The organism is Nocardioides soli (genome assembly GCF_014191495.1).
Classification (GTDB): Bacteria; Actinomycetota; Actinomycetes; order Propionibacteriales; family Nocardioidaceae; genus Nocardioides; species Nocardioides soli.
This window is the reverse complement of the sequence record NZ_JACHWR010000004.1, coordinates 20,584-45,721: the sequence shown is the minus strand read 5'-3', so window position 1 is coordinate 45,721 and position 25,138 is coordinate 20,584. Positions and strand designations below refer to the sequence as shown.

The following is a 25,138-nucleotide window of genomic DNA, read 5'->3' as shown; positions in this document are numbered from 1 at the left end:
AGTTCCAGCGGCCGGTCGCGGGACGGCGCGACCCCTACGACCCGATGAGCGTCAGCAGCGCCGCGTGCGTCTCCCGGTCCGCGGCGGCGAGCAGCCCGCTACCGCCGGCGGAGTCGACCTCCGCGCCGCGCAGGTCCGTCACGACGCACCCCACGGCCCGGCACAGCGCGATACCGGCGGCGAAGTGCACGTTGTCGACGAAGTGGCCGTCGGTGACGTACGCCGCGCGCCGGCCCGCCGCGACCCAGGCCAGGGCGAGCGTCGTCGACAGCACCCGACCGCCGAACCGGGCGCGGAAGTCCGGATGGCCGAGCAGCTCGGCGGGACGGAAGCGATCGGGGTCGGGGTGGACCGCGTCGAGGTTGACGTCGACGAGGGCGCTGACCGGCGATGGCTCGAGCCGGGTGTCGTCGAAGCCGCGGCGCAGCCAGGCACCGTCGCCGTCGGTCCAGAACGCCTCGCCGGCCAGGGGATCCGCCACGGCGGCGGCCACGACAGACGCGCCGTCACGCAGCGCGACGTTCACGGCGACCAACGGTGTGGTGGCCGCGAAGTTGAGGGTGCCGCACAGCGGGTCGACCAGCCAGGTGCGGTCGGCCCGCACCGCTCCGGTGCGCCCGCTCTCCTCGCCCAGGAGCGCGTCGTGGGGTCGCGCGTCGCGGAGCACCGCGAGGATCGCCTGCTCCGCCTCGATGTCGGTCGCCGTGGCGAAGTCGGTGGCGGTCTTGGCGAAGCGCTCCTGCGGGGATCCGTACCTGGCCCGGACGACGGCCGCGCCGGCCGACGTCGCCGCCAGGGCGACCTCGGCGTCGGGTCCCGGACGAGGACTCACGCGCCACCGAGGAACGAGTACCGCACCTCGCGCTCGGAGTTGTCGACGTTCAGGTCGACCAGGCACACGCTCTGCCAGGTGCCGAGCGCCATCCGGCCGCCGACGACGGGGATCGTCGCGTGCGGCGGGACGATCGCGGGCATCACGTGCGAGCGCCCGTGCCCGCGACTGCCGTGCCGGTGCCGCCACCGGTCGTCCGCGGGCAGCAGGTCGCCCAGCGCGGTGAGCAGGTCGTCGTCGCTGCCGGCACCGGTCTCGATGACCGCGATGCCCGCCGTGGCGTGCGGGACGAAGACGTTGAGCAGTCCGTCGCCGCGGCCGGACAGGAACTCGCGGCAGTCCTCGGTCAGGTCGAGCACGACCTCGTCGGATCCGGTCCGGTAGCTGCGGGTCTCGCTGTCCACGGTGCCGATGGTGTCATGGCCCGGGCCACGACCGGGGTCACGGGCGGATAGCGTCGCGCCATGGACGTGCGCTCCCTGGCCTTCCGGACCGATCTCGCGCTGCTGCGACTGGCGGGAAGCGAGGTCGATGACCACGGCTCGTTCCTCGCGGTGCGTACGCCGGACAACCCGACGTACTACTGGGGCAACTTCCTGCTGCTCCCCCGCCCGCCGACGACCGAGGAGCTGCCCGCGTGGGTCGACCGGTTCCGCTCGACGTACCCGCGGTCCCGGCACCTGGCGTTCGGCGTCGACGGCGGCGCCGGCGGCCTCGACGACCTCGAGCCGTTCCGGCTGGCGGGGCTGGAGGTCGACGCATCCTCGGTGATGACGGCGACGTCGGTGCACGAGCCGCCGCGGCCCAACCGCGAGGCGACCTATCGGCCGCTCTCCGGCGACGACGACTGGCGACAGCAGCTCGAGCTCGGGATCGCCGGCGAGCACGAGGAGAGCGGTCAGGAGTTCGTCGTCGCGAAGACCGCGGCCGAGCGGACCCTGAGCGAGCGCGGCGTCGGCGCGTGGTGGGGCGCCTTCGTCGGCGACCGGCTGCTGGCCTCGATGGGGCTGTTCTCGGCCAGCCCCGGCCTGGCGCGCTTCCAGCAGGTCAAGACCCACCCCGAGGCCCGCGGGCGTGGCCTGGCCGGGACCCTGGTACACCGGGTCAGCCGGTACGGCTTCGAGGAGCTCGGGGCGGCGACCCTGGTGATGGTCGCCGACCCCGAGTACCTCGCGATCCGGGTCTACCGCTCCGTCGGCTTCACCGACGCCGAGGTGCAGCTGACCGCTCAGCTCACCCCAGCTGTGGAGGGTTGACCTTCGTGATGATGGCCTGCGCGCCGGCAGCGCCGTCCTCGTCGCCGCGGATGGAGGCGACGACGTCGATGGTGCTGCCGCCCGGCGGCACCGTGACGACGTGCCCGCCGCTCGTCTGCGCGGCCTCCGCCGTACCGGGGAGGTTCCCGGTCCAGATGGTGCCGGGGATGTTGTCGGCGTCCTGGTAGAGCGTGACCACGCCGTAGTCCTCGCTGAACGGGTCGCCCAGGAAGAACTGCGCGGTGACGTCGACGACGTACGTGCCCTCGGGGAGGCCGAACCTGAGGATCGTGGTCTCGGTGTCGCCGCCACCGCTGTTGGCGACGATCGGCACCAGCCAGGCGCCGAGGCCGTTGTCGGCGCCCGGGGTGGAGTCGTCGGTGATCCTCGACCAGGCGGTCACCAGGGAGTCGCCGGGGTCGCCCTTGTCGCCCTTGTCGCCCTTCGCGCCGGGCGCGCCGTCCTTGCCGGCGGGACCCGCCGGGCCGGCCGTTCCGTCCGTGCCCGGGGTGCCGTCCTGGCCCGACCGGATCTCGTCGAGCAGGCCGGCCTTGAGCTTGTTCGGTCCGACGCTCTCCGGTGCGAGGTGGCGGCTGGCGACCGCGTGCTTGGCGATGTCGTCGCCGGTGATCAGCCGTCCGGCGACGGCGCCGGTCGTGGTGCCGCCGACGAAGATCGCAGCGGCGGTGAGGACGGACAGGCTGACCTTGGTTGATCGGTTCATGTGCTTCTTTCGTCCGGGAACAGGGAACCCTCGGACGCTAGGGGCTCGAACGCCACCTCCGCAGGAGTTTCGGGCAGGCTCGTCGGAGCGCCGGGTCGCCTCAGACGTCGGCGCCCGACCCGGAGCCGCCGCCGTCGGGAGCGCGCACGCCGCCCGCGCACGACGCGAAGGGCTCCGGGGCGGTCTCCCCGCCGCCGTACCGGCGCACGAACAGCTCCAGCCGCGGGTCGTCCGCACCCTCGAGCTCCAGCTGCCGGCCCCAGACGGTCACCACGACCGGTGCGGCGAGGCCGGGGTACGGCGCGAGGAGGCCGTTCTGCGGCAGCCGCTCGGCGAGCGTCGCGACGTCGCCGGCATCGAGGTCGGGGTCGTAGGAGATCCACACCGTGCCGTGCTCCAGGTCGTGCACGGCGTTCTCCTCGCGTACCGGCTCGTCGTAGACGCCACAGTCGAGCCAGGTCGGGTCGTGCCGCCCGCCGACCGGCGGGCTCTGCGGGTAGTCGACGTCGTCGGCGGTGTGCTCCACCGGCAGGTCGTCGTAGGCCCGCACCGCGCTCAGGTCGGCGGGCGTGGGGTCCTCGACGAGGAGCATCGGCACCGCCACCGCCAGGCAGGCCACGATCGCCACCCCGATCACCGCGAGCGCGATCACCGGACCGCGCGCGGGGCGCGGCGGCGTGGGTGCCGACGACACCAGGAACGTCGCGGGCGGGCCCGCCGGCGGCGGGCCGAGCGGGGGCGGGTACGCCGGCGGTGGCGGCAGGTCGCTCATCGGGCGGCGGTCAGTCCCCGAGCAGCCGCTCGACCCGCTCGACCTTCGCGGTCAGCTGCCCCTCCCAGCCCGGCCGGATGTCGGCCTTGAGTACCAGGCCCACCCGCGGGGACACCTCGGCGACGACGTCGACCGCCTGCTTCACGACCGCCATCACCTCGTCCCACTCGCCCTCGACGTTGGTGAACATCGAGTTCAGCTCGTAGGGCAGCCCGGACTCCTTGACGACCCGTACCGCCGCGGCCACGGCCGCGGACACGCTGCCGGTCTCGTCACCGGTGGTCGGAGAGATGCTGAACGCGACGATCATGCGGCAACGGTAGCCAGCACTCCGACGAGCGGACCATACCGGTGCCCGCGTCAGCGCCGCCCGCCGCCCGCCGACGTACTCCTCGCACGACGCCCGGACTCCCGGGGAGCAGTCACACCCCCACCCACGCACCCAGCCCCCGGAGAGGTTGGCCGAAATGCCGAGTCGGCGCTACTTCACCAGGTCTCGGGTGAAGCAGCGCCGACTCGAGGGTGTTTTCGCGCCGACTCGGCGTTGTTCAGCCCCGACGCAAGTTGCGCAGGACGTACTGCATGATGCCGCCGTTGCGGTAGTAGTTCGCCTCGCCGGGGGTGTCGATGCGGACGACCGCGTCGAACTCCACGCTGCGCCCGTCGGCAGCGGTGGCCGTGACCTTGACGGTCTTGGGGGTACGGCCCTCGTTGAGCGCGGTGATGCCCGCAAACGAGAACTCCTCCTCGCCGGTGAGACCCAGCGACTCAGCGCCCTCGCCCTCGGGGAACTGGAGCGGGATCACACCCATACCGATCAGGTTCGAGCGGTGGATCCGCTCGTAGGACTCGGCGATCACGGCCCGCACGCCCAGCAGCGAGGTGCCCTTGGCGGCCCAGTCGCGCGACGAGCCGGAGCCGTACTCCTTGCCGGCCAGGACGACCAGGGGCGTGCCGGCGGCGAGGTAGTTCTCCGACGCCTCGAACACCGTGGTGACGCTCTGCTCACCACTGGCGCCCTTGGTGAAGTCGCGCGTGAAGCCGCCCTCGGTGCCCGGCGCGAGCTGGTTGCGCAGCCGGATGTTGGCGAACGTGCCCCGGATCATGACCTCGTGGTTGCCGCGCCGCGAGCCGTAGGAGTTGAAGTCCCGCTGCTCGACGCCGTGCTCGGCGAGGTACTTGCCCGCGGGCGAGTCCTTCTTGATCGCGCCCGCCGGGCTGATGTGGTCGGTGGTGACCGAGTCGCCCAGCTTGAGCAGCACCCGCGCGCCCTCGATGTCGGACACCGGGGTCGGCTCGTCGGGCATGCCGTCGAAGTAGGGAGGCTTGCGGACGTACGTCGAGTCCGCGTCCCACTCGAAGATGTCGCCCTCGGGGGTGGGCAGCGACCGCCAGCGCTCGTCGCCGGCGAACACGTCGGCGTACTCCTGGGCGAAGGTCTCGGCCGACATCGCCGACGCGATGACCTCCTCGACCTCGGACGGCGAGGGCCAGATGTCCTTGAGGAAGACGTCGTTGCCGTCGGTGTCCTGGCCCAGCGGGTCGTTGAACAGGTCGACGTCCATCGAGCCGGCCAGCGCGTAGGCGACGACCAACGGCGGGGACGCGAGGTAGTTCATCTTCACGTCGGGGTTGATCCGGCCCTCGAAGTTGCGGTTGCCCGAGAGCACCGAGACGACGGCGAGGTCGTTCTCGTTGACCGCGGCCGAGACCTCGGGGATCAGCGGGCCGGAGTTGCCGATGCAGGTGGTGCAGCCGTAGCCGACCAGGTTGAAGCCGAGCTTGTCGAGGTACGGCGTGAGGCCGGACTTCTCGTAGTAGTCCGAGACCACCTTCGAGCCGGGGGCGAGCGTGGTCTTGACCCACGGCTTGCGCTGCAGGCCCTTCTCGACGGCCCGCTTGGCGAGCAGCGCCGCGCCGATCATCACCGACGGGTTGGAGGTGTTGGTGCACGAGGTGATGGCCGCGATCGCGACCGCACCGTGGTCGAGCTCGAACGTGGTGCCGTCCTCGAGCGTGACGGTCGCGGGGTTGCTCGCCCGGCCGCCGTCCGTCGGCGCGCAGGTGAGGTAGTCGCGGGCGGGCGTCTGCCCGTGGATGTCCTCGTGCGCGGCCGGTGAGTCGGAGGCCGGGAAGGACTCCTCGAGCGCCTCGTCGTACGCACCCGAGACGGCGGGCGCCTCGTGCTCGACGTACGCCGTGAGGGCCCCGCGGAAGGACTGCTTGGCGTCGGTGACCTCGATCCGGTCCTGCGGGCGCTTCGGGCCGGCGATGGACGGGACGACGGTCCCCAGGTCGAGCTCGAGCTTCTCGCTGTAGCGCGGCTCGGCGCTCGGGTCGTGCCACAGGCCCTGGGCCTTGGCGTAGGCCTCGACCAGCGCGAGCTGCTCGGCGGAGCGGCCGGTGAGCTCGAGGTACTTGACGGTCTCCTCGTCGATCGGGAAGACCGCGATCGTGGAGCCGAACTCGGGGCTCATGTTGCCGATCGTGGCGCGGTTGGCCAGCGGCAGCGCGGAGACGCCCGGACCGTAGAACTCGACGAACTTGCCGACCACGCCGTGCTGGCGCAGCATCTCGGTGATGGTGAGCACCAGGTCGGTGGCGGTCGAGCCCTCGGGCAGGTCGCCGGAGAGCTTGAAGCCGACCACGCGCGGGATCAGCATCGACACCGGCTGGCCGAGCATCGCGGCCTCGGCCTCGATGCCGCCGACGCCCCAGCCGACCACGCCGATGCCGTTGACCATCGTGGTGTGGGAGTCGGTGCCGACGCAGGTGTCGGGGTAGGCGAGCAACTCGCCATCCACCTCACGGGTGAAGACGGTGCGGGCGAGGTGCTCGATGTTGACCTGGTGCACGATGCCGGTGCCCGGCGGGACGACCTTGAAGTCGTCGAAGGCGCCCTGGCCCCAGCGCAGGAACTGGTAGCGCTCGCGGTTGCGCTCGTACTCGATCTCGACGTTGCGCTCGAAGGCCTCCGGCGTACCGAAGACGTCGGCGATCACGGAGTGGTCGATGACCATCTCGGCGGGCGCGAGCGGGTTGATCTTCGACGGGTCGCCGCCGAGGTCGGCCATCGCCTCGCGCATCGTGGCGAGGTCGACGACGCAGGGGACGCCGGTGAAGTCCTGCATGATCACGCGCGCCGGCGTGAACTGGATCTCCTTGTCGGGCTCGGCGCTCTCGTCCCAGCCGGCCAGCGCCTTGATGTCGTCGGCGGTGATGTCCGCACCGTCCTCGGTGCGCAGCAGGTTCTCCAACAGCACCTTGAGGCTGAACGGCAGGCTCGCGACGTCCAGGCCCTCGCCCTCGACCGCGTCGAGGCGGAAGATCTCGTAGGACTTCCCGTCCACGTCCAGGGTGCTCTTCGCACCGAAGCTGTTCTGACTGGCCACAGCCGTCATCTCCTGAATGTCTCGTCGTCCGGTGTGATCGCTCCTCCATCCTGCCGCCGCGCCGGAACGCGGCAAAAGGAAGGCTCCCCTAACTTCCGGGAGCGGAGGTCGTCGCCATATCTCTTGATATCAAGATACATGATGCCGAGAGGAGACGCACCCGCGGCCCGGTAACCACGATGCGTCCGGACGCGCGGGCGGGTAGGTTCCCGTACTCGTGCGCACCTACCTCCGGCTCTTCGTCGCGGGGTTCCGGCGGCAGTCGACCTACCGGCTCGCGGCGTTCGGCGGACTGGTCGCCAACACCGCGTTCGGACTGCTCAAGGTCGCGCTGCTCTTCGCCGCGGTGCGCACGTCGGGCGGTGAGCTCGCGGGGTACGACGTGGCGATGATGAGCAGCTACATCTGGATCTCCCAGGGGATGCTCGGCTCGGTCAACCTGACCGGTCGCACCGAGATCGCCGACCGGATCCGCACCGGCGACGTCGCGGTCGACTTCCTGCGTCCGCTCGACGTGCACCTGGCGAGCGTCACCACCGAGGTCGGCCGGGCGGTGTTCGCGCTGATCCCGCGCGGCATCCCGTCGGTGGTGATCGGCGCCCTGCTGGTCGGCATGGCGGTGCCCGAGGACCCGTGGGCCTACCCGCTGGGCGCGGTCAGCCTGCTGCTCGGCATCGTCGTGTCGGCCACCACGGTCTACCTCGTCGGGGTCTCGGGCTTCTGGCTGCTGGAGACGCGCGGCGTCGCGCTCCTCTACATGGTCGTCTCGGGCTTCCTGGCCGGGCTCTTCGTGCCGATCGCGCTGTTCCCCGACTGGCTGCGCCTGGTCGCGACCGCGACGCCGTTCCCCGCGATGATGATGTACCCGGTCGACGTGCTCTCCGGGCGGGTGGGCGGCGCGGCCGCGGTCGGCCTGGTCGCGCTCCAAGTGCTCTGGCTGGTGCTCACCGTCGCGGCCGGGCAGCTCGCGACCCGGGCCGGCCGCCGACGGCTGGAGGTGCAGGGTGGCTGACCTCGCGGCGTACCGCGCCGTCCTCGCCTCGCGGATCCGCGCGCAGCGCAGCTACCGCACCAGCTTCGTCCTCGACCTGGCCAGCTCGCTGCTGGTCGGGTTCGTCGAGCTCGCCGAGGTGTGGGTGGTCTTCCACGCCGTCACCGAACTGGGCGGCCTCGACCTCGCCGCCGTGGTGCTGGTCTTCGGCCTCGCCGACCTGGCGTTCTCGCTCGCGGACCTGTCCTTCGGCCACTGCGACACGCTGCCGACCTACCTGCGGGCCGGCACGCTCGACGTCTTCTACCTGCGCCCCCAGCCGCTGCTGCTGCAGCTGATCACCAGCGACATCTCGCTGCGCCGCCTGGCCCGGGCCGTCGTCGGCGCCGCGGCCCTCGGCGTCGGGCTGGCGGTGAACGACGTCGCGTGGAGCCTCGCCTCGGTCGCCCTGATCGTGCTGGCGCTGGTCAGCGGGATCGCGACCTTCGCGGCCATGTTCGTCTGGGCCGCGGGCGCGCAGTTCTACCTCATCGACGGCGCCGAGGCGACCAACGCGTTCGTCTACGGCGGCCGGTACGCCGCCACCCAGCCGGCCTCGGTCTGGAGCCGGCCGCTCGTGGTGGTGTTCGGCTTCTTCTTCCCGATGGCGTTCACGGCCTACCTGCCCGTCGTGACGCTGCTCGGCCTGCCCGGACCCGAGTGGATGCCGACGTGGCTCGGGTGGTGCGCGCCCGTGGCCGCCCTGTGGGCCTGGGTGCTCGCGCTGCTGACCTGGCGCGCCGGCGTACGTCACTACCAAGGAGGCGGAGGATGATCACCCCCACGATCGGCCCGATCATCGAGACCCACGACCTCGGCCGGGACTTCCGGGTCCGCGACGGACTCCGGCGGCGTACCGTCGTCGCGGTCGACCGGCTGTCCATCCGGGTCGAGCCCGGCGAGGCGGTCGGCTACATCGGGGCCAACGGCGCCGGGAAGTCGACGACGATCAAGCTGCTCACCGGCATCCTGATGCCCACCCGCGGCACGGTCGCGACGTGCGGGCTGCGCCCGATGGCCGACCGCCGCCGGCTGGCCCGCGAGGTCGGCGTGGTCTTCGGCCAGCGCACCCAGCTGTGGTGGGACCTGCCGGTCCGCGACTCGCTGCGCCTGCTCGCCTCGATCCATGCGCTCGGCCGGGTCGCCGAGCGCGAGCGCACCGACGAGCTCGTCGAGCGCCTCGAGCTCGCCGAGTTCCTCGGTACGCCGGTGCGTCAGCTCTCGCTCGGCCAGCGGATGCGCGCCGAGGTGGCGGCCGCCCTCCTGCACTCGCCGCGGCTGGTGATCCTCGACGAGCCGACGATCGGCCTCGACGTGCTCTCCAAGCAGCGGCTGCGCGAGTTCCTGATCGCCGAGCGCAGCCGGCACGGCACCACGCTGCTGCTCACCACCCACGACATGGGCGACGTGGAGCGGCTCTGCGACCGCATCCTGCTCGTCGACCGCGGATCGCTGGTCTACGACGGCACCCTCGCCGGCCTGTCCCGCACGGTCGGTGCCGAGCGGGTCCTGGTCGTCGACCTGGCCGAGCCGACGCCGGACCTCGCCGACGTGCCCGACACCCGCCACCTCGGCAGCGAGGCCGGCGGGATGCGCCAGCGGCTCGCCTTCGATCCCGAGTCGACGACCGCGGCCCGCGTGCTCGCCTCGCTCAGCGACCGGGCCGAGCTGGTCGACCTGGCCGTCGAGGAGCCCGAGATCGAGGAGATCGTCCGTCGGATCTACGCCTCGCGGCGCTGAGTCGGCGGCCTTTGGGGCCGCGGGTCGGCGGTGGCAGGTGCGGTGCGCGCGCGGACGTCATACGTTCCGAGCAAGGGGACACACCGTCCGTATGACGTCCCGCGGCGAACCCCACCACTGAGCCGGGTCGGCGGTCAGCGGCCGGCTGGCTCCAGCAGCGCGACACATTCGACGTGGTGGGTCATCGGGAACAGGTCGAAGGCGCGGAGCTCGCGCAGCTCGTAGCCGAGCTCGGCGAACGTCGCGAGGTCACGGGCCAGCGCGGCCGGGTCGCAGGCGACGTACGCGACCGCTCGCGGCGCGCGGGCGACGACCGCCTCCACCACCGGCCGCCGGGCGCCCTCGCGGGGCGGGTCGAGCACGACGAGGTCGAACGGTTCGTCGACGGAGCCGTCAGGAGGGGGCGCGGCGAGGACGTCGGCCACGCCGCCGGCCCGGACCTCGACACCGGGGCAGTTCGTCGCCGACAGCGCGGAGGCGGCCGGGTCGCCCTCGATGGCGACCACGCGTCCCGACTCCCCCACCGCCTCGAGGAGGAAGGCCGCGAAGAGCCCCACGCCGGCGTACAGGTCGAGGCAGCGCTCACCCGGCCGCGGCCGCAACATCTCGAGCACGGTGCCGACGAGCATGTCGGGCGCGCCCGGGTGCACCTGCCAGAAGCCGCCGTCGGCGACCTCGAAGGTGCGGCCCAGCGCGACGTGGTCGGAGAGCTCGGGCGCCTCGATCAGGCAGGTCTCGACCGGGACGACGTCGTGGGAGCGGTGCTTGCGCATCCCCCGCCCGCCCCCGGGCAGCGGCACGTACCGCTGCCGGGTGCGCCAGCGCAGGCCGTGGTCGTCGCCCGGGACGGCCTCCACCACCACCTCGACGTCGAGGCCGGCCAGCCGGCGCAGCTGCTCGCTCACGACGTCGGCCTTGAGGGCACGCTGCCGGGCCAGGTCGACGTGCTGGAAGTCGCAGCCGCCGCAGCGCCCGGGCCCGGCGTACGGACAGGGCGGCGACACCCGGTCGGGCGACGGCTCGAGCACCTCGACGGCGTCGCCGCGCCAGAACCGGTCGCCGTCGGTGCCCTCGGTGATCTCCAGGACCACCCGCTCCCCCGGGATCGCATGCCGCACGAACACGACCCGCGAGTCGGGCGGACCCAGGCGGACCACGCAGTGGCCGCCGTGGGCGACCGGACCGACGACCGCCTCGAACCGCTCGCCCACCCGGGAGGCGCCGCGCGGCTTGCGGGACCGCGTCCGGCGCCGGCCGGCACCGCTCATCGCTGGATCTGCCGATCGCGGTTGACCCGGGAGCGCACGTTGCCCATCCGCAGCTCGGTGGGGCGCACCCACACGCCCTCGCGCTCCTCGCGCTCACGCACCAGCTCCGAGGAGCGCAGCTGGTAGGGCACCGAGGTCACCATCACGCCCGGCGCGAAGAGCAGGCGGCCCTTGAGCCGGAGCGCGGTCTGGTTGTGCAGCAGCTGCTCCCACCAGCGGCCCACGACGTACTCGGGGATGAAGACGGAGACCACGCCGCGCGGGTTGGCCTTGCGGATCTCGAGGGCGTAGTCGACGATCGGCCGGACCAGCTCGCGGTACGGCGAGTGCAGCACCTTGAGCGGGATGTCGATGTTGCGCTCGTCCCACTCCTCGAGGAGCCGGCTGGTCGACTCGGGGTCGACCGAGACGTAGACGCCCTCGAGCACGTTCGGCCGGGTCGCCTTCGCGAACGCCAGCGCGCGCAGCGTCGGCTTGTGCAGCTTGGAGACCAGGACGATGGCGTGCACCCGGGTAGGCATCACCTTGTCCTCCTCGTCGGCGGCGAGCTCGTCGTTCACGCTGGCGTAGTGGCGGTGGATGCCGCGCATCAGCACGAAGAACACGATCATCGCGAGGATCGTGATCCAGGCGCCGGCGAAGAACTTGGTGACCAGCACGACGATCAGCACCACGGCGGTGAGCGTGAGCCCGATGCCGTTGATGACCCGGGAGCGGTACATCCGGCGGCGTACGGCGGGGTCCCGCTCGGTCTTCAGGTGCCGGGTCCAGTGCCGGATCATGCCGAGCTGGCTGAGGTTGAACGACACGAAGACGCCGACGATGTAGAGCTGGATCAGCCGGGTCGTCTCGGCGTCGAAGACCTGGATCAGGACGATCGCCATGAACGCCAGGAACACGATGCCGTTGCTGTAGGCGAGCCGGTCGCCGCGCGAGCCCAGCGCTCGGGGCGCGAAGCCGTCCTTGGCCAGGATCGAGCCGAGCACGGGGAAGCCGTTGAAGGCGGTGTTGGCGGCGAGCACCAGGATGATGCCGGTCACGGTGACGACCAGGTAGAAGCCCGGACGGAAGTCCGAGAAGAGCGCGTCGGCGATCTGGGAGATCGCCGTGTGCTGGTCGTAGTCGGCCGGCAGCGGCTGGCCGTCGAGGGTCAGCCGGTGCAGGTCCTCGGGGTCGACGAGCTGGAGCCCCATCTCCTTGGCCAGCAGGATGACGCTGAGCATCATCGTGACCGCGATCATGCCGAGCAGCAGCAGCGTGGTCGCGGCGTTGCGGCTCTTGGGCCGACGGAACGCCGGCACGCCGTTCGAGATCGCCTCGACACCGGTCAGCGCCGCCGATCCCGACGAGAAGGCGCGGGCCAGCAGGAAGATCAGCGCGATGGTCGTCATCGACTCGCCGTAACCGGGCGCCGCGGCCATGTCCAGGTCCGCGCTCGCGACCTCCGGGAGGTCCCCTTCGACGAGCCGGAAGAGGCCGAACCCGCACATGCCGAGGATCGCGGCCATGAAGGCGTACGTCGGGATCGCGAAGAGCGTGCCGGACTCGCGGACGCCGCGCAGGTTCATCGCGGCGAGCAGGACCACCATGACCGTGGCGAACGTCGCCTCGTGCCCGATCAGGCCGTGGAACGCCGACGCGGCGTACTGCGCCCCCGACGAGATCGACACCGCCACGGTCAGCACGTAGTCGACGAGCAGGGCGCTGGCGACCGTCGTGCCGGCCGTCGGCCCCAGGTTGACCGACGCCACCTCGTAGTCGCCGCCGCCGCTGGGGTAGGCGTGCACCGTCTGGCGGTAGGAGGCGACGACGGCGATCATCACGATCGCGACGGCGAGGCCGATCTTCCAGGACCAGACGTACGCCGAGGCGCCGGCCAGCGACAGCATGATGAAGATCTCGTCCGGTGCGTACGCGACCGAGGAGAGCGCGTCGCTGGCGAAGACCGGGAGCGCGATCCGCTTGGGGAGCAGCGTCTCGCCCAGCTGAGAGCTGCGCAGCTTGCGCCCGAGGAGGACGCGCTTCGACACGTCGCCGATACCCACGACCGGTTAGGCTAGACCCACTCGGCGACGGGTCGGGTATCCGCGCCGGGGCGTCGGCCGTCCGGTGCCCGCGAAAACCTAGATGAGTAGCTCCAAGGGATCGTGCAGGCGAGCGGCGCTCAGCGCCGCTCCGGCAAGGCGCCGATGCGTCGGCAGACTGGACGTCTTTCAAGCGTCGGCAACGCCGCCGGAGCGGATGATGAGCGTCGCGCAGCGCGCGAGGCCTTGGAGCTGGTCATCTAGTAGCGTCTGCCTGGTGCACGTCGTGATCATGGGCTGCGGACGCGTCGGTTCGACGCTGGCCCGCAGCCTCGAGGACCGCAACCACACCGTGTCGGTCATCGACGCCGATCCGGACGCCTTCCGCCGTCTCGGCCCGGGCTTCAACGGCGACAAGGTCACCGGTCAGGGCTTCGACCAGGAGGTCCTCGAGAAGGCCGGCATCCGGCGCGCCGACGCGTTCGCCGCGGTCTCCAGCGGCGACAACTCCAACATCATCGCGGCGCGGGTGGCCCGCGAGACCTTCGGCATCCAGCAGGTGGTCGCCCGCATCTACGACCCCGGCCGGGCCGAGGTCTACCAGCGGCTCGGCATCACCACGGTCGCCACGGTCAAGTGGACCGCCGACCAGATGCTGCGGCGGCTGCTGCCGGCCGGCGCCGAGCCCGACTTCCGCGACCCCTCCGGCACGATCCGGCTCGACCAGATCCCGGCCCCCGAGTCGTGGATCGGCCACCGCACCGTCGACTTCCAGATGCAGTCGAAGAGCCGGATCGCCTGGATCGACCGGCTCGGCGAGGGAGTGCTCGCCTCCCGCGAGAGCGTCATCCAGGAGGGCGACATCCTGCACGTCGCGATGCGCGAGGACAACGCCGCCCACGCCTACCAGGTCATCGAGTCCGGACCCGACGAGAGCTGAGGACCCCATGCGAGTCGCCATCGCCGGTGCCGGCGCCGTCGGACGCTCGATCGCCCGCGAGCTGATGCACAACGGCCACCAGGTGCTGCTCATCGACAAGAACCCCGAGGCGATCAAGCCCGAGCGAGTCCCCGATGCCGAGTGGCTGCTGGCCGACTCCTGCGAGCTGTCCTCGCTCGAGGAGGCCCGGCTGGACCGCTGCGACGTCGTGATCGCCGCGACCGGCGACGACAAGGTCAACCTCGTGACCTCGCTGCTCGCCAAGACCGAGTTCGGGGTGCCGCGGACGGTCGGCCGGGTCAACCACCCGAACAACGAGTGGCTGTTCACCGAGGCGTGGGGCGTCGACGTCAACGTCTCGACCCCGCGCATCATGTCGGCACTGGTCGAGGAGGCCGTCACGGTCGGCGACCTGGTGCGGCTGTTCACCTTCCGCCAGGGCAACGCCAACCTGGTCGAGATGACGCTGCCCGCGGACTCGCCGTACGTCGGCAAGCCGGCCGGCCTGATCCCCTTCCCCGAGAACTGCGCGCTGGTCACCATCCTGCGCGACGGCCAGGTCTACGTGCCCGACGACGACCAGCCCGTCGAGGCCGGCGACGAGCTGCTGTTCGTCGTACCCGCCGACGTCGAGGAGAACCTCGAGCGGCTCCTCGCCCCCTCCGCCCACGGGGGCTGAGACAGACCAGGTCGGCGCGGACAGTCACCGGGCTTCGACGCGCCTGTTCGCGACCTGGTCCCTCGGTCGCGAGGCTTGCTCAACCTGGCAACGCCCACACGCCGCGTTCGTTCCTCACGCGGCGCTGCGTTGCACAGGCGTGTGGTTGCGGGAGAGGACCCAGACCATGGCGGCGAGCGCGGCCAGCTGGAGCGGCCAGCCCATCGCGATCTTCAGGACGCCGAGGGCGGCGATCGCGGAGTCGGGGTCGATCGCGGCCGACTTGCCGGCCAGCCAGATCGGCCCCTGGACGAGCACCCGGAGCGCGCAGGGTACGGCGAGCAGCCAGGTCAACAGGGCGCACAGGCGCACCACCTGCCGGTCCCGGTGCCACGCCGTCGGGTCGCCGGTGACGCTGCCGACCATGAACCCGACCAGCGGCCAGCCGACCAGGCAGGTCGCCGCGAGGATCACGGAGTAGCCGGCGTTGTAGAGGATGCCGGGCAGGAAGTACGCCAGCGCCTGGTCGTCCTCGCTGCCGCCCTGCCGCGCCGAGATCGTGACGAAGAGCCAGCCGATGCCGATGCCGAAGAGCGCGTTGAGCACGAACTGCACGGTCGTGCGCTGCACGAGCCGGACCGCGAGCAGCGTCACCGCCGCCGCGACGCTCACGCCGAGCGCGAGCCGCATCTCCCGCGTCGTCAGCCACAGTGCCGTGAACACGATCGTCGGGACGGCCGCCTCGATCATGCCCCGACGGCCGCCCAGCGCCTTGGACATCTGGGTCCGCACCAGGGCCTCGACGGTCTCGACGCCGGCGACGGGCGTCGCGGGCTCGGGCCGCACGGGCTCGGCTGGGGTCACGGGATCAGCTCGTAGCGCGGGTTGAAGAGGATCCGCTGCCCGTCGTGCTGGCCGATCCGGCCCTGCACCGACAGCGACCGACCCGGCGCGATCCCGGAGATCCGGCGCCGACCCAGCCACACGACCGTGATCGTGCCGGTGCCGTCGGAGAGCTCGGCCTCCAGCGCGGGCACGCCGCCGCGCGGGCGCAGCGTCACCGTCTGCAGGGTGCCGCGGAGCCGGACCCGCTCCCGGTCGGGGGCCTCGCCGACGCGCTCGTAGCCGCCCTCGGCGTGGGTCTTCCGCAGGTCGCGCACCTCCTGGTCGGTGGTGTTGGCCCACCGGCTGATCGTGCGGCGCAGCCTGCCCTTCTCGCTCATCGGACTAGGCCTGTCGGCGGATCAGGCGGTCCCGCGGGGGCAGCGTGAGCGGCAGCTCCGCACCGGCGGGCATCGCCTGGGCGCCGCGGCGTACGACGGTGGCCTCGATCGCGGCGTCCCAGGGGCCCTCGGCGTCCGGCTCGACGGCCGGGCGGCCCAGGAACGTGGCCCGCAGCATCCACCGCGGGCCGTTGATGCCGACCACCCGCGACGGCTGGGTGGCGGTGCGCCCGTCCTCGGTGCGCACGGTGATCTGGCAGTCCAGCTCGGTGCCGTAGCGGCCCTCGCGCTCGCTGGCCGTGCCACCGCGCTGGGCGAACTCGGCGGCGATCCGGGGCCGGACCTCCGCCCAGAGGTCCCCGTTGCGGGGGGCCGCGAAGGCGCGCAGCTCGACGGCGCCCTCGGCCCCGGCGTGCAGCACGGACTGCACCTGCTCGGTCGACTCGTCGACCTGGAGGCGGATCTCCAGCCCGTCGACCGCGGTCAGGACCAGCGACCCCAGGTCGACGCGCTCGCCGTCCTCGAGGTCGTCGTCCTCGAGGTCGTCGATGTCCCGGGGACCGGCCACCGACGCGTCGGCCTCGTCGACGACGGCAGCGGCGGCCTCGTCGAAGGGCCGGTCGGCTGTCGGGTCGACGGTCGCCTCGGTCTCGGCGGACTTGCGGCGGAACTTCACGCGGACCTACTCACTCTCGCTCACGTTCGACTGGAACCCTCCGGTAGAACCGTAGCCCCCGGACCCACGCACCGACTCCGGAAGTGCGGCCACTTCCACGAACGCCGCGCGCTCGAACCGCTGGACCACCAGCTGCGCGATCCGGTCGCCCCGGCGCAGCTCGATCGACTCGACCGGGTCGTGGTTGATCAACATCACCTTGACCTCGCCGCGGTAGCCCGCGTCGATGGTGCCGGGCGTGTTGACGATCGAGAGCCCGTGCCGCGCGGCCAGGCCCGAGCGGGGGTGCACCAGCGCGACGTACCCCTCGGGCAGCGCGAGCGCGATCCCCGTCGGGACCATCGCCCGCTCCCCCGGCGCCAGCGTCACGTCGACCGTGGTGACCAGGTCGGCCCCGGCGTCGCCGGGATGGGCGTAGGCGGGCGGCGGCAGGTCGGGGTCGAGGCGCTGGATGAGCACCTCGAGCGGGCTATCGATCACGTCGCGGGACCCTACCGGGCCGTGCCGCGAGGACCAATGACAGGATTCTGCCGTGACCGCGAGCCCCACCTACACCGAGCGCCTCGGCGTCCCGCTGCGCTGGTGGGTCCAGGGCACGATGCTGGTCGCGACCCTGTGGCTGGCGGTGGTCGTGGCGGTCCCGGGGCCGGCGGCCTGGGTGGTCACCGCGATCGCGCTCGCCGGGCTCTTCGGCGGGCTGTGGTCCTACGGCAACCCCCGGATCAGCGTCGACGGCGCGACCTTCCGCGCCGGCCGGGCGCACATCGCCGCGGGGTACGTCGGCGCGGCGACCGCCCTCGACGCCGACCAGACGCGGCGCACCGCCGGGCGGGAGGCCGACGCCCGGGCCTACCTGATGCTGCGGCCCTACCTCAAGCGCGCGGTCCGGGTCGAGATCCTCGACCCGGCCGACCCGACGCCGTACTGGCTGGTCTCCTCCCGACGCCCCGAGGAGCTCGCGCGGGCGCTGACGGCGCTGGGACAGTCGGTTCGCGGCTGAGCCGCGCTGGGTACTGTTCGCGCATGGCTGAAGGTGGATCGAAGATCTGGACGGCCTTCTCGCTGGCCTCGGCGTTGACCGCGGCGGCCGTGGCGAAGAAGACGCTCGACAAGTCGTGGACGCTCGCGACCGGCAAGAAGCCCCCGGAGAACCCCGCCGATCCCGACGTCGACATCTGGGAGGCCGTCACCTGGGCGGTGGCCAGCGGCGTCGCCGTCGGGCTGGCCCGGATGCTCGCGCAGCGCCGCGCCGCCTCCTACTACGCCCGGTCGACCGGCCACCTGCCGCCCGACCTGCAGCGCGACGCGCAGCGGGCCTGAGCGCCCACCTCAAGGCCGCCCGCAGACGCAGCGCAGACAGAGCGCAGACGGAGCAGGGCCGCAACCCTCGCGGGTTGCGGCCCTGCTCACGTCCACGCCGAGTCGGCGCAGATTGACCCGCGAGCCGGCGCAGCGTGACCCTGAACCATGGTCACCCTGCGCCGGGTCGGCGCTCACACGCTCACGCGCAGTCCTTGCAGATCATCTTCTTCGGGTCCGCCAGCTGACTGCGGTGGTGGACCAGGAAGCAGCTCATGCAGGTGAACTCGTCCTCCTGCTTGGGCTTCACCTCGACCGCCAGCTCCTCGTGGGAGAGGTCGGCGCCGGGGAGCTCGAAGGACTCGGCGGCTTCCGCCTCGTCCTCGTCGACCTTCCCGGAGTTCTTGTCGTGACGACGCGCCTTGAGCTCTTCGATGCTCTCCTCGGACTGGTCTTCCTCGGTCTTGCGCGGTGCGTCGTAGTCGGTCGCCATCTGTCACTCCATCTCCGAGGTGTGCTGGGCCCACAACCTCGCACGTTCTTCGTCTCGTCCGTCGGCCCACCGGGGTCGGCGCCAGATTGTGCACCATGAACGATCCAAAGCGCACACCGCTATGCCGCTGCGGCAGATGAACATCAGGTGACCAACCGCTATTCCCCCGAAATGGGTGAGAATCCGGCGGCCCGGACGGCGGCCAGGAACTCGTCGAAGCCGTGGCCGGGCGCGCACACCAGCAGGTCGAGTCCGCCGGCGCCGATCTCGAGGTGGGTCCGGGCGCCGGCGATGCGGGCGATCAGGCCTGCGGCGGCGTGGTCCCAGGGGTTCACGCCCTCCTCGACGTAGCCGTCCATCCGCCCGTCGGCGACCAGGCAGAGGTCGAGCGCGCACGACCCGAGGCGCCGTACGTCGCGCACGTGCGGGAGCAGCCGGGTCACCGCCTCGGCCTGGAGCACCCGCACCCGGCGGTCGTAGGAGAAGCCGGTGGCCACCAGCCGCTCGGCCATCGGGGCCGGGCCGCGCACCGCGATCGGCGCCCCGTCGCGGGTCGCCGTGGCGGGGTGGCCGTCGTCGGCGGCGTGCCCGACGTACTCGGTGCGCCCCTGCACGTCGATCACCGCGCCGGCCACGACCTCGCCGTCGCGCTCGGCCGCGATCGAGACGGCGTACTGCGGGATGCCGTAGAGGAAGTTCACCGTGCCGTCGATCGGGTCCACGATCCACCGGACCCCGCTGCTGCCCGCGAGGTCGGCACCCTCCTCGCCGAGGAAGGCGTCGTCGGGCCGGGCCTCCCGCAGCCGAGCGCGGATCAGCGCCTCGCTGGCCCGGTCGGCCTCGGTGACCACGTCGATGTCGCTCGACTTCACCGCGGCGACCGTGACCTGGCCGCGCGCCCGCTCGCGAACCAGCTCGGCGGCCTCGCGGGCCAGGGCCAGCGCGAGGGCGGCGAGATCGCGACTGGAGGCGGCACTCACGTGTCGGCGCCCGCCAGCGCGGGCCGCTCGGGGGCGCGCGGGTTGGGGCAGCAGCCGACCGGACAGCGGTCCCAGCACGCCGGGTAGCCGCCGACGCTCGCCCGGGCGACATCCTCGCCGCGCTCGACGGCCGCCCGCTCGAGCAGCAGGTCGCGGACCGCCGCGACCAGCCGGGGGTCGAGGCCCGCGGTCGCCGCGCGCGTGGCCGGAAGGCCGAGCTTCTCCGCGGTCGCCAGCGCCTCGGTGTCGAGGTCGTAGACGACCTCCATGTGGTCGGAGACGAACCCGATCGGCACCATCACCACCGCGGGTGCCCCGTCGGCGTGCAGCTGCGCGAGGTGGTCGTTGACGTCCGGCTCCAGCCACGGGACGTGGGGCGCCCCCGACCGCGAGCAGTAGACGAGCGCGTGCGGATGCCGCCGCCCGGTCTCCTGCCGGACCCGCTCGACGACCTCGGTCATCACGCTGCGGTGCTGCTCGACGTACGCCCCGGACTCCGGTCCGCTGCCGTCGTTCATCGCGTCCGGGATCGAGTGGGTCACGAACGCGAGGTGCGCCCCCTCCCGTACGTCGTCGGGGAGGTCGGCGAGCGCCGCCAGCGTCGCGTCGACGGCCGGCTCCACGAAGCCGGGGTGGTTGAAGTAGAGGCGCAGCTTGTCGAGCACCGGCGCGCCCGGCACCTCGGCGACCGCGTCGTAGAGGTTCTCGCGGTACTGCCGGCACGAGGAGTACGACGAGTACGCACTGGTCACGAAGCAGGCCGCGCGGGTCACCCCGTCGGCCGCCATCTGCCGCACCGTGTCGGTCAGGTAGGGGTCCCAGTTTCGGTTGCCCCAGTAGACGGGCAGGTCGATCCCGGCCCCGGCGAGGTCCTCGCGCAGCGCGGCGAGGAAGGCGCGGTTCTGGTCGTTGATCGGCGACCGCCCGCCGAAGGCGTAGTAGTGCTGCCCGACCTCCTCGAGCCGCTCGCGCGGGATGCCCCGGCCGCGGGTCACGTTCTCCAGGAAGGGCACCACGTCCTCGGGCTTCTCGGGGCCTCCGAACGAGACCAGCAGCACGGCGTCGTACGGGCTCGGATCGGGGCTCATGTCGTCAATCCTAGGAATGGACGGATATCGATTCGTCCGGGGTCGTCGGCCACCGATAGCGTCACGGCTGATGTTCACGTCCTATCGCCGGATCCTCAGCGCGCCCGGCGCCCTGAAGATGTCGTCGACGGCGCTGATCGCGAGGCTCCCGATCTCGATGGTCGGCCTCGGCATCGTGCTGCTGGTCTCGGCGGCGACCGGCAGGTACGGCGTGGCCGGCGCGGTCTCGGCGGCGTACATGGTCTCCAACGCGGGCTTCGCGATCCTCCAGGGCCGGCTGCTGGACCGGCTCGGCCAGGGGCGGGTGCTGGCCGTCGCCAGCATCAGCTTCGGGGTGTCGATCTCCCTGCTCGTCACCTCGGTGCAGGCCGGATGGCCGATCGTCACGACGTACGTCTTCGCGGCGATCGGCGGCGCCTTCCTGCCGCAGGTCGGCTCCGCGGTCCGCGCCCGGTGGTCGCACGTGCTCGACCAGCCGTCCGACGTGCAGACGGCGTTCGCACTCGAGGCGGTGCTCGACGAGGCCGTGTTCATCCTCGGGCCGATCCTGGTGGCCGTGCTGGCCACGAGCTGGCACCCGGTGGCCGGCCTGGTGATCGCCGTGGTGGCCTGCGTCGCGGGCACGCTGACCTTCAGCGCCCAGACCTCGACCGCGCCGCCGGCCCAGCCGCGCGACGACGGCGCCGGGCCGCGCCCGTCGATGCCGTGGCGCGCGGTCATCCCCCTGGCGGTCGTCTGCGCGGCGCTCGGCGTGCTCTTCGGCGCCGCCGAGGTGACGACGGTGGCCTTCGCCGAGGAGAAGGGCCACAAGGCGGTCTCCGGCGCGCTCCTCGCGCTCTGGGCCGCCGGCAGCCTCTCCGCGGGCGTGATCACCGGTGCGATCCACTGGCGCCGCGGTCCGTCGACCCGGGTCCGGTGGGGCTCGTTCGCGATGGCCTGCGCGATGACGCCCCTCTACTTCGTGGGCTCGCTCCCGGTGATGGGCGCCGTGCTCTTCGTCGCCGGCTTCGCGATCGCGCCGACGATGATCGCGACCATGTCGCTGACCGAGTCCGTGGTGCCGGCCGGCCGGCTCACCGAGGGGATGGCGATCATGCAGACCGGCCTGGTCGCCGGGGTCGCGCCGGGCGCCACCCTCAGCGGCCTGGTCGTCGACCACCAGGGCGCCTCCGCGGCGTACCTCGTCTCGGTCGTGGCCGGCCTGGTCGCCGCCATCGCGGCCCAGACGCTGCCGCGACCCGAGGGCTCGCTCCGCGGTCTACGATCGCGCCGTGACTGAGCGCAACGACTGGCGGAACTGGTCCGGCCTGGAGTCGGCGCGCCCGACCCGCGTCGAGGAGCCCACCGACACCGCGGCCGTGGTGGCCGCGGTCGAGCGGGCCCGAGCGGAGGGCTCGACCCTGAAGATGGTCGGCACCGGCCACAGCTTCACCGCCATCTCCGCGCCCGAGCACACCATGCTGCGACCCGGCGCGATGTCGGGCATCGTCTCGGTCGACCGCGAGGCGATGACCGCGACCGCGCTCGCCGGCACCCCGCTCAAGGAGCTCAACGCCGGCCTGGAGGTGCTCGGGCTCAGCCTGCACAACATGGGCGACATCGCCGAGCAGACGCTGGCCGGCGCGACCTCGACCGGCACCCACGGCACCGGCGGCGTCTGGGCCTCGCTCTCGGCGCAGATCGCGGGCCTCGAGCTGGTCACCGGCACCGGCGAGGTGGTCCGTGCGACCGCCGAGGAGAACCCCGACGTGCTCGAGTTCGCCCGGCTCGGACTGGGCGCGCTCGGCGTGCTGACCACCATCACCTTCCGCGTGGAGCCGGCGTTCGTGCTGGAGGCCCACGAGACGCCGATGGGCTGGGACGAGGCGCTCGACGGGTTCGACCAGCGGGTGGCCGACCACCACCACGTCGACACCTACTGGTTCCCGCACACCGACCGCCTGATGACCAAGACCAACGACCGGGTCGACCTGTCGCTCGCGGAGGCCGCCCCGCTGTCGCGGCTGCGCGGCTGGTGGGACGACGAGTTCCTGTCCAACACCGTCTTCGGCGCGGCCAACCGCCTGACCAACCGCTTCCCCCGCACGATCCGGCCGTTCAACCAGGTCTCGAGCCGGCTGCTGTCGGCCCGCACCTACAGCGACATCGCGCACCGGGTCTTCGTGACCCCGCGCACGGTCGTCTTCCGCGAGATGGAGTACGCCGTGCCGCGGGAGGCCGGTCTCGCGGCGCTCCGCGAGGTCCGGGCCGCGATCGAGGCCTCCGACCTGAGCATCACCTTCCCCGTGGAGATCCGGGTCGCGCCGGCCGACGACGTCCCGCTGTCGACCGCGACCGGGCGCGACTCGATGTACCTCGCGTTCCACACCCACCGCGACGCCGACCACCTGGCGTACTTCGCGCTGCTCGAGCCGATCCTGCGGGCCCACGACGGTCGGCCGCACTGGGGCAAGGTGCACACCCGCACGGCGGCCGATCTCGCCCCGGCGTACCCGCGGTTCGAGGAGTTCCTCGCGCTCCGCGACCGCCTCGACCCCGACCGGGTCTTCGCGAACGCCTACCTGCGCCGGGTGCTGGGCGACTGAGCCCGGCGGACGTCATACGTTGGGAGCAAGGGGACACACTGCCCGTATGACGTCCGCGGGGCCGGCTCAGCTCTTCGTGTTGTAGAGCCGCAGCGCGATCGGCGCGAACACCGCCGTCACCGCGGCCGACAGGATCAGCACGAGGGTGATGTCGCCGCCGTCGGGCACGTCGTCCATGAGGCCGCGGGCCGCCTCGCAGAGCAGCGTGACCGGGTTGACGTCGACGAACGCCTCGAGCCAGTCGGGCATCGTCTCCGGCGGCGCGAACACGGAGCTGACGAAGGTCAGCGGGAACAGCACCATCATCGAGACGCCCATGACCGCGTTCGGCGTACGGGCCTTGAGGCCGACGATCAGCCACAGCCAGCTCAGCGAGAAGCAGAACACCAGCAGCACCAGTACGGCGAGCACGACGCCGAGCACCCCGCCCGGGGGGCGGTAGCCGATGATGATGCCGACGGTCAGCACCATGACCGAGGCGAGCAGGTAGCGCAGCGTGTCGCCCAGAAGGGCACCGACGAGCAGCGAGGCCCGCCAGACCGGCAGCGACCGGAACCGGTCGAAGACGCCCTTCTCGATGTCGGTGTTGATGGTCAGGCCGGTGTACATCGTGATGAACACGACGGTCTGGGTGAGGATGCCGGGCAGGGCGTACTGGAGGTACTCCCCCGTCGAGCCGGAGATCGCGCCGCCGAACACGTAGGTGAACATCAGCGTGAACAGGATCGGGAACATCGTCACGTCGAAGAGCTGCTCGGGGACGTGCTTGATCTTCAGCAGGGCCCGCCAGCCGAACGTGAGCGAGGAGCTGAGGGCATGGGCGGGCCGGGGCCGCTCGCCGCTGCCGAGCGCGGCGATCACGCTGGCGTCGAGGGCGGGCGCGTCCTCGGAACGGGTCGTCTGGATGCTCATGCGGGGCCCCCGCGGAAGTGTCGGCTGGAGGAGCGGAGCGGGGGAAGCCCGCAGTTTCGTGGGGTGTTCATGCCGCCTCCTCCTCGTCGGTGTCGTCGGTGGGGCGGCCGGTCAGGGCGAGGAACACCTCGTCGAGGCTCGGCTGGCCCAGGCTGTACTCGGTGATCCGGAACCCGTGCTCGGCGACCCGCTGCAGCGCGCCGGCGACCCGCTCGGGCTGGTCGACCCGCAGGCTGATCGCCGCCCGGTCGGACTCGAGCACCGGCTCGGCCGCGAGCGTCTCGGCCAGCAGCCCCGCGACCTGCTCGCGCTCGGCCGGGTCGGCGACCCGCACGTGCACGGCGCCGGAGCCCACGGACGCCTTGAGCTCGCCGCTGGTGCCCTCGGCGATCACCCGACCGTGGTCGATGACGGCGATCCGGTCGGCCAGCTGGTCGGCCTCCTCGAGGTACTGCGTGGTCAGCAGCACGGTGGTGCCGGAGCCGACCAGGCCGCGGACGATCTCCCAGACCTGGTTGCGGCTGCGCGGGTCGAGGCCGGTGGTCGGCTCGTCGAGGAACATCAGGTCGGGGCGGACCACGATCGAGCCGGCGATGTCGATGCGCCGGCGCATGCCGCCCGAGTAGGCCTTGACCTGCTTCTTCGCCGCGTCGGCGAGCCCGAACGCGGCGAGCAGCTCGGTCGCCCGGCCCCGGGCGGCGACGCGGGAGTAGCCGTAGAGCCGACCGAGGAGCACGAGGTTCTCGAGGCCGGTGAGGTCCTCGTCGAGTGAGGCGAACTGGCCGGTCATCGCGACCCGTGACCGCACGGCGGCCGGCTCGCGGGCGACGTCGTGGCCGAGCACGGTGGCCGTGCCCCCGTCGGGCTTCAGCAGCGTCGCGAGCATCTTGATCGTGGTCGTCTTGCCGGCGCCGTTGGGCCCGAGCACGCCGTAGACGCCGCCCGTCGGGATCGCCAGGTCGACGCCGTCGACGGCACGTTGCTCTCCGAAGACCTTCACCAGGTCGTGGGTCTCGATCGCGAGGTCCATGCGCATCATGCTGGCAGCCGCCACCGACAGTGCGCATTCGAGTTGTTGTCCATGGGAGGTCCGACCGGCCCGGGTCGCCGAACTCATCGGTTCCGGTCCGGACCGGCCGACCACCCGACGCGGTACCCGTGTGACGGGAGTGACGAGGAGGCACGCCGGTCGGGTCCCCGACTCGTGTGTCCCCCTGGCGTAGGCTCGGCGCACCGATGACTGCAC

General features: G+C 72.2%; 27 protein-coding genes. 10 read left to right on the top strand and 17 right to left on the bottom strand.

Annotation, left to right across the window (positions count from 1 at the left end; all coding sequences use genetic code 11):
* Positions 1 to 34: 34 nt before the first annotated feature.
* Entirely contained in the window at positions 35 to 832 is a 798-nt protein-coding gene (locus FHU40_RS23155; RefSeq protein WP_183594874.1) for an inositol monophosphatase family protein, read from the bottom strand.
* On the bottom strand, positions 829 to 1,236 hold the full coding sequence (locus tag FHU40_RS23150) for a YjbQ family protein (RefSeq protein WP_183594873.1): 408 nt from the start codon (positions 1,234 to 1,236) through the stop codon (positions 829 to 831). Before FHU40_RS23150 ends, FHU40_RS23155 begins: the two co-directional genes overlap by 4 nt.
* Positions 1,237 to 1,296: 60 nt before the next feature.
* Between FHU40_RS23150 and FHU40_RS23145 the strand changes: the two genes are divergently transcribed.
* Positions 1,297 to 2,088 (top strand): GNAT family N-acetyltransferase, encoded by a 792-nt coding sequence (locus FHU40_RS23145; protein WP_183594872.1) that lies wholly within the window; start codon positions 1,297 to 1,299, stop codon positions 2,086 to 2,088.
* Here FHU40_RS23145 and FHU40_RS27825 read toward each other — a convergent pair.
* The 4 genes from FHU40_RS27825 to FHU40_RS23125 form a co-directional block, all read right to left on the bottom strand.
* The gene (locus FHU40_RS27825) at positions 2,066 to 2,812 is read right to left on the bottom strand and encodes a collagen-like protein (RefSeq protein ID WP_221200219.1); all 747 of its coding nucleotides are present in this window, start codon (positions 2,810 to 2,812) and stop codon (positions 2,066 to 2,068) included. The two genes, FHU40_RS23145 and FHU40_RS27825, sit on opposite strands and share 23 nt — an antisense overlap.
* Before the next feature lie 100 nt (positions 2,813 to 2,912).
* The gene (locus FHU40_RS23135; RefSeq protein ID WP_183594871.1) at positions 2,913 to 3,584 is read right to left on the bottom strand and encodes a thioredoxin-like domain-containing protein; all 672 of its coding nucleotides are present in this window, start codon (positions 3,582 to 3,584) and stop codon (positions 2,913 to 2,915) included.
* Between the two features lie 10 nt (positions 3,585 to 3,594).
* Positions 3,595 to 3,894: an MTH1187 family thiamine-binding protein gene (locus FHU40_RS23130; protein WP_183594870.1), complete on the bottom strand. Its 300-nt coding sequence runs from the start codon at positions 3,892 to 3,894 to the stop codon at positions 3,595 to 3,597.
* 238 nt (positions 3,895 to 4,132) lie between these two features.
* Positions 4,133 to 6,985: an aconitate hydratase gene (locus FHU40_RS23125; protein WP_183594869.1), complete on the bottom strand. Its 2,853-nt coding sequence runs from the start codon at positions 6,983 to 6,985 to the stop codon at positions 4,133 to 4,135.
* Positions 6,986 to 7,193: 208 nt separating this feature from the next.
* Between FHU40_RS23125 and FHU40_RS23120 the strand changes: the two genes are divergently transcribed.
* Genes FHU40_RS23120 through FHU40_RS23110 form a run of 3 tightly spaced genes read left to right on the top strand, consistent with a single transcriptional unit; the run spans position 7,194 to position 9,746 of the window.
* A complete protein-coding gene (locus FHU40_RS23120; RefSeq protein ID WP_183594868.1) occupies positions 7,194 to 7,988 on the top strand; it encodes an ABC-2 family transporter protein in 795 nt (264 codons plus the stop codon).
* Positions 7,981 to 8,781: an ABC transporter permease gene (locus FHU40_RS23115; RefSeq protein ID WP_183594867.1), complete on the top strand. Its 801-nt coding sequence runs from the start codon at positions 7,981 to 7,983 to the stop codon at positions 8,779 to 8,781. Before FHU40_RS23120 ends, FHU40_RS23115 begins: the two co-directional genes overlap by 8 nt.
* Positions 8,778 to 9,746, top strand: coding sequence for an ABC transporter ATP-binding protein (locus tag FHU40_RS23110; protein ID WP_183594866.1), 969 nt, complete (start codon positions 8,778 to 8,780; stop codon positions 9,744 to 9,746). Before FHU40_RS23115 ends, FHU40_RS23110 begins: the two co-directional genes overlap by 4 nt.
* A gap of 134 nt (positions 9,747 to 9,880) precedes the next feature.
* Here the strand turns inward: FHU40_RS23110 and FHU40_RS23105 are convergent, their stop codons facing one another.
* Entirely contained in the window at positions 9,881 to 11,014 is a 1,134-nt protein-coding gene (locus FHU40_RS23105; RefSeq protein ID WP_183594865.1) for a class I SAM-dependent RNA methyltransferase, read from the bottom strand.
* Positions 11,011 to 13,059: an APC family permease gene (locus FHU40_RS23100; RefSeq protein WP_183594864.1), complete on the bottom strand. Its 2,049-nt coding sequence runs from the start codon at positions 13,057 to 13,059 to the stop codon at positions 11,011 to 11,013. Before FHU40_RS23100 ends, FHU40_RS23105 begins: the two co-directional genes overlap by 4 nt.
* Positions 13,060 to 13,315: 256 nt before the next feature.
* Between FHU40_RS23100 and FHU40_RS23095 the strand changes: the two genes are divergently transcribed.
* Positions 13,316 to 13,978 carry a potassium channel family protein gene (locus FHU40_RS23095; RefSeq protein WP_183594863.1) on the top strand — a complete coding sequence of 221 codons (663 nt, stop codon included), beginning with the start codon at positions 13,316 to 13,318 and terminating at the stop codon, positions 13,976 to 13,978.
* Positions 13,979 to 13,985: 7 nt separating this feature from the next.
* Positions 13,986 to 14,657 carry a potassium channel family protein gene (locus FHU40_RS23090; RefSeq protein WP_183594862.1) on the top strand — a complete coding sequence of 224 codons (672 nt, stop codon included), beginning with the start codon at positions 13,986 to 13,988 and terminating at the stop codon, positions 14,655 to 14,657.
* Positions 14,658 to 14,771: 114 nt separating this feature from the next.
* Here the strand turns inward: FHU40_RS23090 and FHU40_RS23085 are convergent, their stop codons facing one another.
* Genes FHU40_RS23085 through dut form a run of 4 tightly spaced genes read right to left on the bottom strand, consistent with a single transcriptional unit; the run spans position 14,772 to position 17,012 of the window.
* The gene (locus FHU40_RS23085; protein ID WP_343058003.1) at positions 14,772 to 15,500 is read right to left on the bottom strand and encodes a DUF3159 domain-containing protein; all 729 of its coding nucleotides are present in this window, start codon (positions 15,498 to 15,500) and stop codon (positions 14,772 to 14,774) included.
* On the bottom strand, positions 15,497 to 15,859 hold the full coding sequence (locus FHU40_RS23080) for an OB-fold nucleic acid binding domain-containing protein (protein WP_183594861.1): 363 nt from the start codon (positions 15,857 to 15,859) through the stop codon (positions 15,497 to 15,499). The genes FHU40_RS23085 and FHU40_RS23080 overlap by 4 nt, the downstream gene beginning before the upstream one ends.
* 4 nt (positions 15,860 to 15,863) lie before the next feature.
* Complete coding sequence (locus FHU40_RS23075; RefSeq protein ID WP_183594860.1) at positions 15,864 to 16,535, bottom strand: DUF3710 domain-containing protein; 672 nt, start codon at positions 16,533 to 16,535, stop codon at positions 15,864 to 15,866.
* A gap of 6 nt (positions 16,536 to 16,541) precedes the next feature.
* The gene (dut, locus tag FHU40_RS23070; RefSeq protein ID WP_183595069.1) at positions 16,542 to 17,012 is read right to left on the bottom strand and encodes a dUTP diphosphatase; all 471 of its coding nucleotides are present in this window, start codon (positions 17,010 to 17,012) and stop codon (positions 16,542 to 16,544) included.
* A 55-nt stretch (positions 17,013 to 17,067) separates the two neighbouring features.
* On the opposite strand from dut, the gene FHU40_RS23065 reads away from it, so the two are divergent.
* Together FHU40_RS23065 and FHU40_RS23060 are read left to right on the top strand one after the other, a co-directional pair.
* The gene (locus FHU40_RS23065; RefSeq protein WP_183594859.1) at positions 17,068 to 17,535 is read left to right on the top strand and encodes a DUF3093 domain-containing protein; all 468 of its coding nucleotides are present in this window, start codon (positions 17,068 to 17,070) and stop codon (positions 17,533 to 17,535) included.
* 23 nt (positions 17,536 to 17,558) lie between these two features.
* Complete coding sequence (locus FHU40_RS23060) at positions 17,559 to 17,855, top strand: DUF4235 domain-containing protein (RefSeq protein WP_183594858.1); 297 nt, start codon at positions 17,559 to 17,561, stop codon at positions 17,853 to 17,855.
* A gap of 181 nt (positions 17,856 to 18,036) precedes the next feature.
* On the opposite strand, the gene FHU40_RS23055 is transcribed toward FHU40_RS23060, so the two are convergent.
* The 3 genes from FHU40_RS23055 to FHU40_RS23045 all read right to left on the bottom strand — a co-directional run bounded on the left by FHU40_RS23055 (position 18,037) and on the right by FHU40_RS23045 (position 20,395).
* Positions 18,037 to 18,327 (bottom strand): DUF4193 domain-containing protein, encoded by a 291-nt coding sequence (locus tag FHU40_RS23055; RefSeq protein ID WP_183594857.1) that lies wholly within the window; start codon positions 18,325 to 18,327, stop codon positions 18,037 to 18,039.
* Between the two features lie 158 nt (positions 18,328 to 18,485).
* Positions 18,486 to 19,307: an inositol monophosphatase family protein gene (locus tag FHU40_RS23050; protein WP_183594856.1), complete on the bottom strand. Its 822-nt coding sequence runs from the start codon at positions 19,305 to 19,307 to the stop codon at positions 18,486 to 18,488.
* Entirely contained in the window at positions 19,304 to 20,395 is a 1,092-nt protein-coding gene (locus tag FHU40_RS23045; RefSeq protein WP_215527304.1) for a ferrochelatase, read from the bottom strand. Before FHU40_RS23045 ends, FHU40_RS23050 begins: the two co-directional genes overlap by 4 nt.
* Before the next feature lie 70 nt (positions 20,396 to 20,465).
* Here FHU40_RS23045 and FHU40_RS23040 point away from each other — a divergent pair, with 70 nt between their 5' ends.
* Both FHU40_RS23040 and FHU40_RS23035 read left to right on the top strand, forming a co-directional pair.
* Positions 20,466 to 21,674, top strand: a complete 1,209-nt coding sequence (locus FHU40_RS23040) for an MFS transporter (RefSeq protein WP_183594855.1) — start codon at positions 20,466 to 20,468, stop codon at positions 21,672 to 21,674.
* Positions 21,667 to 22,980 carry a D-arabinono-1,4-lactone oxidase gene (locus FHU40_RS23035; protein ID WP_183594854.1) on the top strand — a complete coding sequence of 438 codons (1,314 nt, stop codon included), beginning with the start codon at positions 21,667 to 21,669 and terminating at the stop codon, positions 22,978 to 22,980. Before FHU40_RS23040 ends, FHU40_RS23035 begins: the two co-directional genes overlap by 8 nt.
* A gap of 66 nt (positions 22,981 to 23,046) precedes the next feature.
* On the opposite strand, the gene FHU40_RS23030 is transcribed toward FHU40_RS23035, so the two are convergent.
* Positions 23,047 to 23,892, bottom strand: coding sequence for an ABC transporter permease (locus tag FHU40_RS23030; protein WP_183594853.1), 846 nt, complete (start codon positions 23,890 to 23,892; stop codon positions 23,047 to 23,049).
* Positions 23,893 to 23,959: 67 nt separating this feature from the next.
* Entirely contained in the window at positions 23,960 to 24,922 is a 963-nt protein-coding gene (locus FHU40_RS23025; protein ID WP_246391480.1) for an ATP-binding cassette domain-containing protein, read from the bottom strand.
* Between the last annotated feature and the right edge of the window lie 216 nt (positions 24,923 to 25,138).

Excerpts from the sequence above, each read along its gene's own strand:
- FHU40_RS23145 (WP_183594872.1), top strand. The coding sequence starts at position 1,297 with ATGGACGTGCGCTCCCTGGCCTTCCGGACCGATCTCGCGCTGCTGCGA.
- FHU40_RS27825 (WP_221200219.1), bottom strand. The coding sequence starts at position 2,812 with ATGAACCGATCAACCAAGGTCAGCCTGTCCGTCCTCACCGCCGCTGCG.
- FHU40_RS23135 (WP_183594871.1), bottom strand. The coding sequence starts at position 3,584 with ATGAGCGACCTGCCGCCACCGCCGGCGTACCCGCCCCCGCTCGGCCCG.
- FHU40_RS23130 (WP_183594870.1), bottom strand. The coding sequence starts at position 3,894 with ATGATCGTCGCGTTCAGCATCTCTCCGACCACCGGTGACGAGACCGGC.
- FHU40_RS23125 (WP_183594869.1), bottom strand. The coding sequence starts at position 6,985 with ATGACGGCTGTGGCCAGTCAGAACAGCTTCGGTGCGAAGAGCACCCTG.
- FHU40_RS23110 (WP_183594866.1), top strand. The coding sequence starts at position 8,778 with ATGATCACCCCCACGATCGGCCCGATCATCGAGACCCACGACCTCGGC.
- FHU40_RS23105 (WP_183594865.1), bottom strand. The coding sequence starts at position 11,014 with ATGAGCGGTGCCGGCCGGCGCCGGACGCGGTCCCGCAAGCCGCGCGGC.
- FHU40_RS23090 (WP_183594862.1), top strand. The coding sequence starts at position 13,986 with ATGCGAGTCGCCATCGCCGGTGCCGGCGCCGTCGGACGCTCGATCGCC.
- FHU40_RS23080 (WP_183594861.1), bottom strand. The coding sequence starts at position 15,859 with ATGAGCGAGAAGGGCAGGCTGCGCCGCACGATCAGCCGGTGGGCCAAC.
- FHU40_RS23060 (WP_183594858.1), top strand. The coding sequence starts at position 17,559 with ATGGCTGAAGGTGGATCGAAGATCTGGACGGCCTTCTCGCTGGCCTCG.
- FHU40_RS23055 (WP_183594857.1), bottom strand. The coding sequence starts at position 18,327 with ATGGCGACCGACTACGACGCACCGCGCAAGACCGAGGAAGACCAGTCC.
- FHU40_RS23045 (WP_215527304.1), bottom strand. The coding sequence starts at position 20,395 with ATGAGCCCCGATCCGAGCCCGTACGACGCCGTGCTGCTGGTCTCGTTC.
- FHU40_RS23040 (WP_183594855.1), top strand. The coding sequence starts at position 20,466 with ATGTTCACGTCCTATCGCCGGATCCTCAGCGCGCCCGGCGCCCTGAAG.
- FHU40_RS23030 (WP_183594853.1), bottom strand. The coding sequence starts at position 23,892 with ATGAGCATCCAGACGACCCGTTCCGAGGACGCGCCCGCCCTCGACGCC.
- FHU40_RS23025 (WP_246391480.1), bottom strand. The coding sequence starts at position 24,922 with ATGGACCTCGCGATCGAGACCCACGACCTGGTGAAGGTCTTCGGAGAG.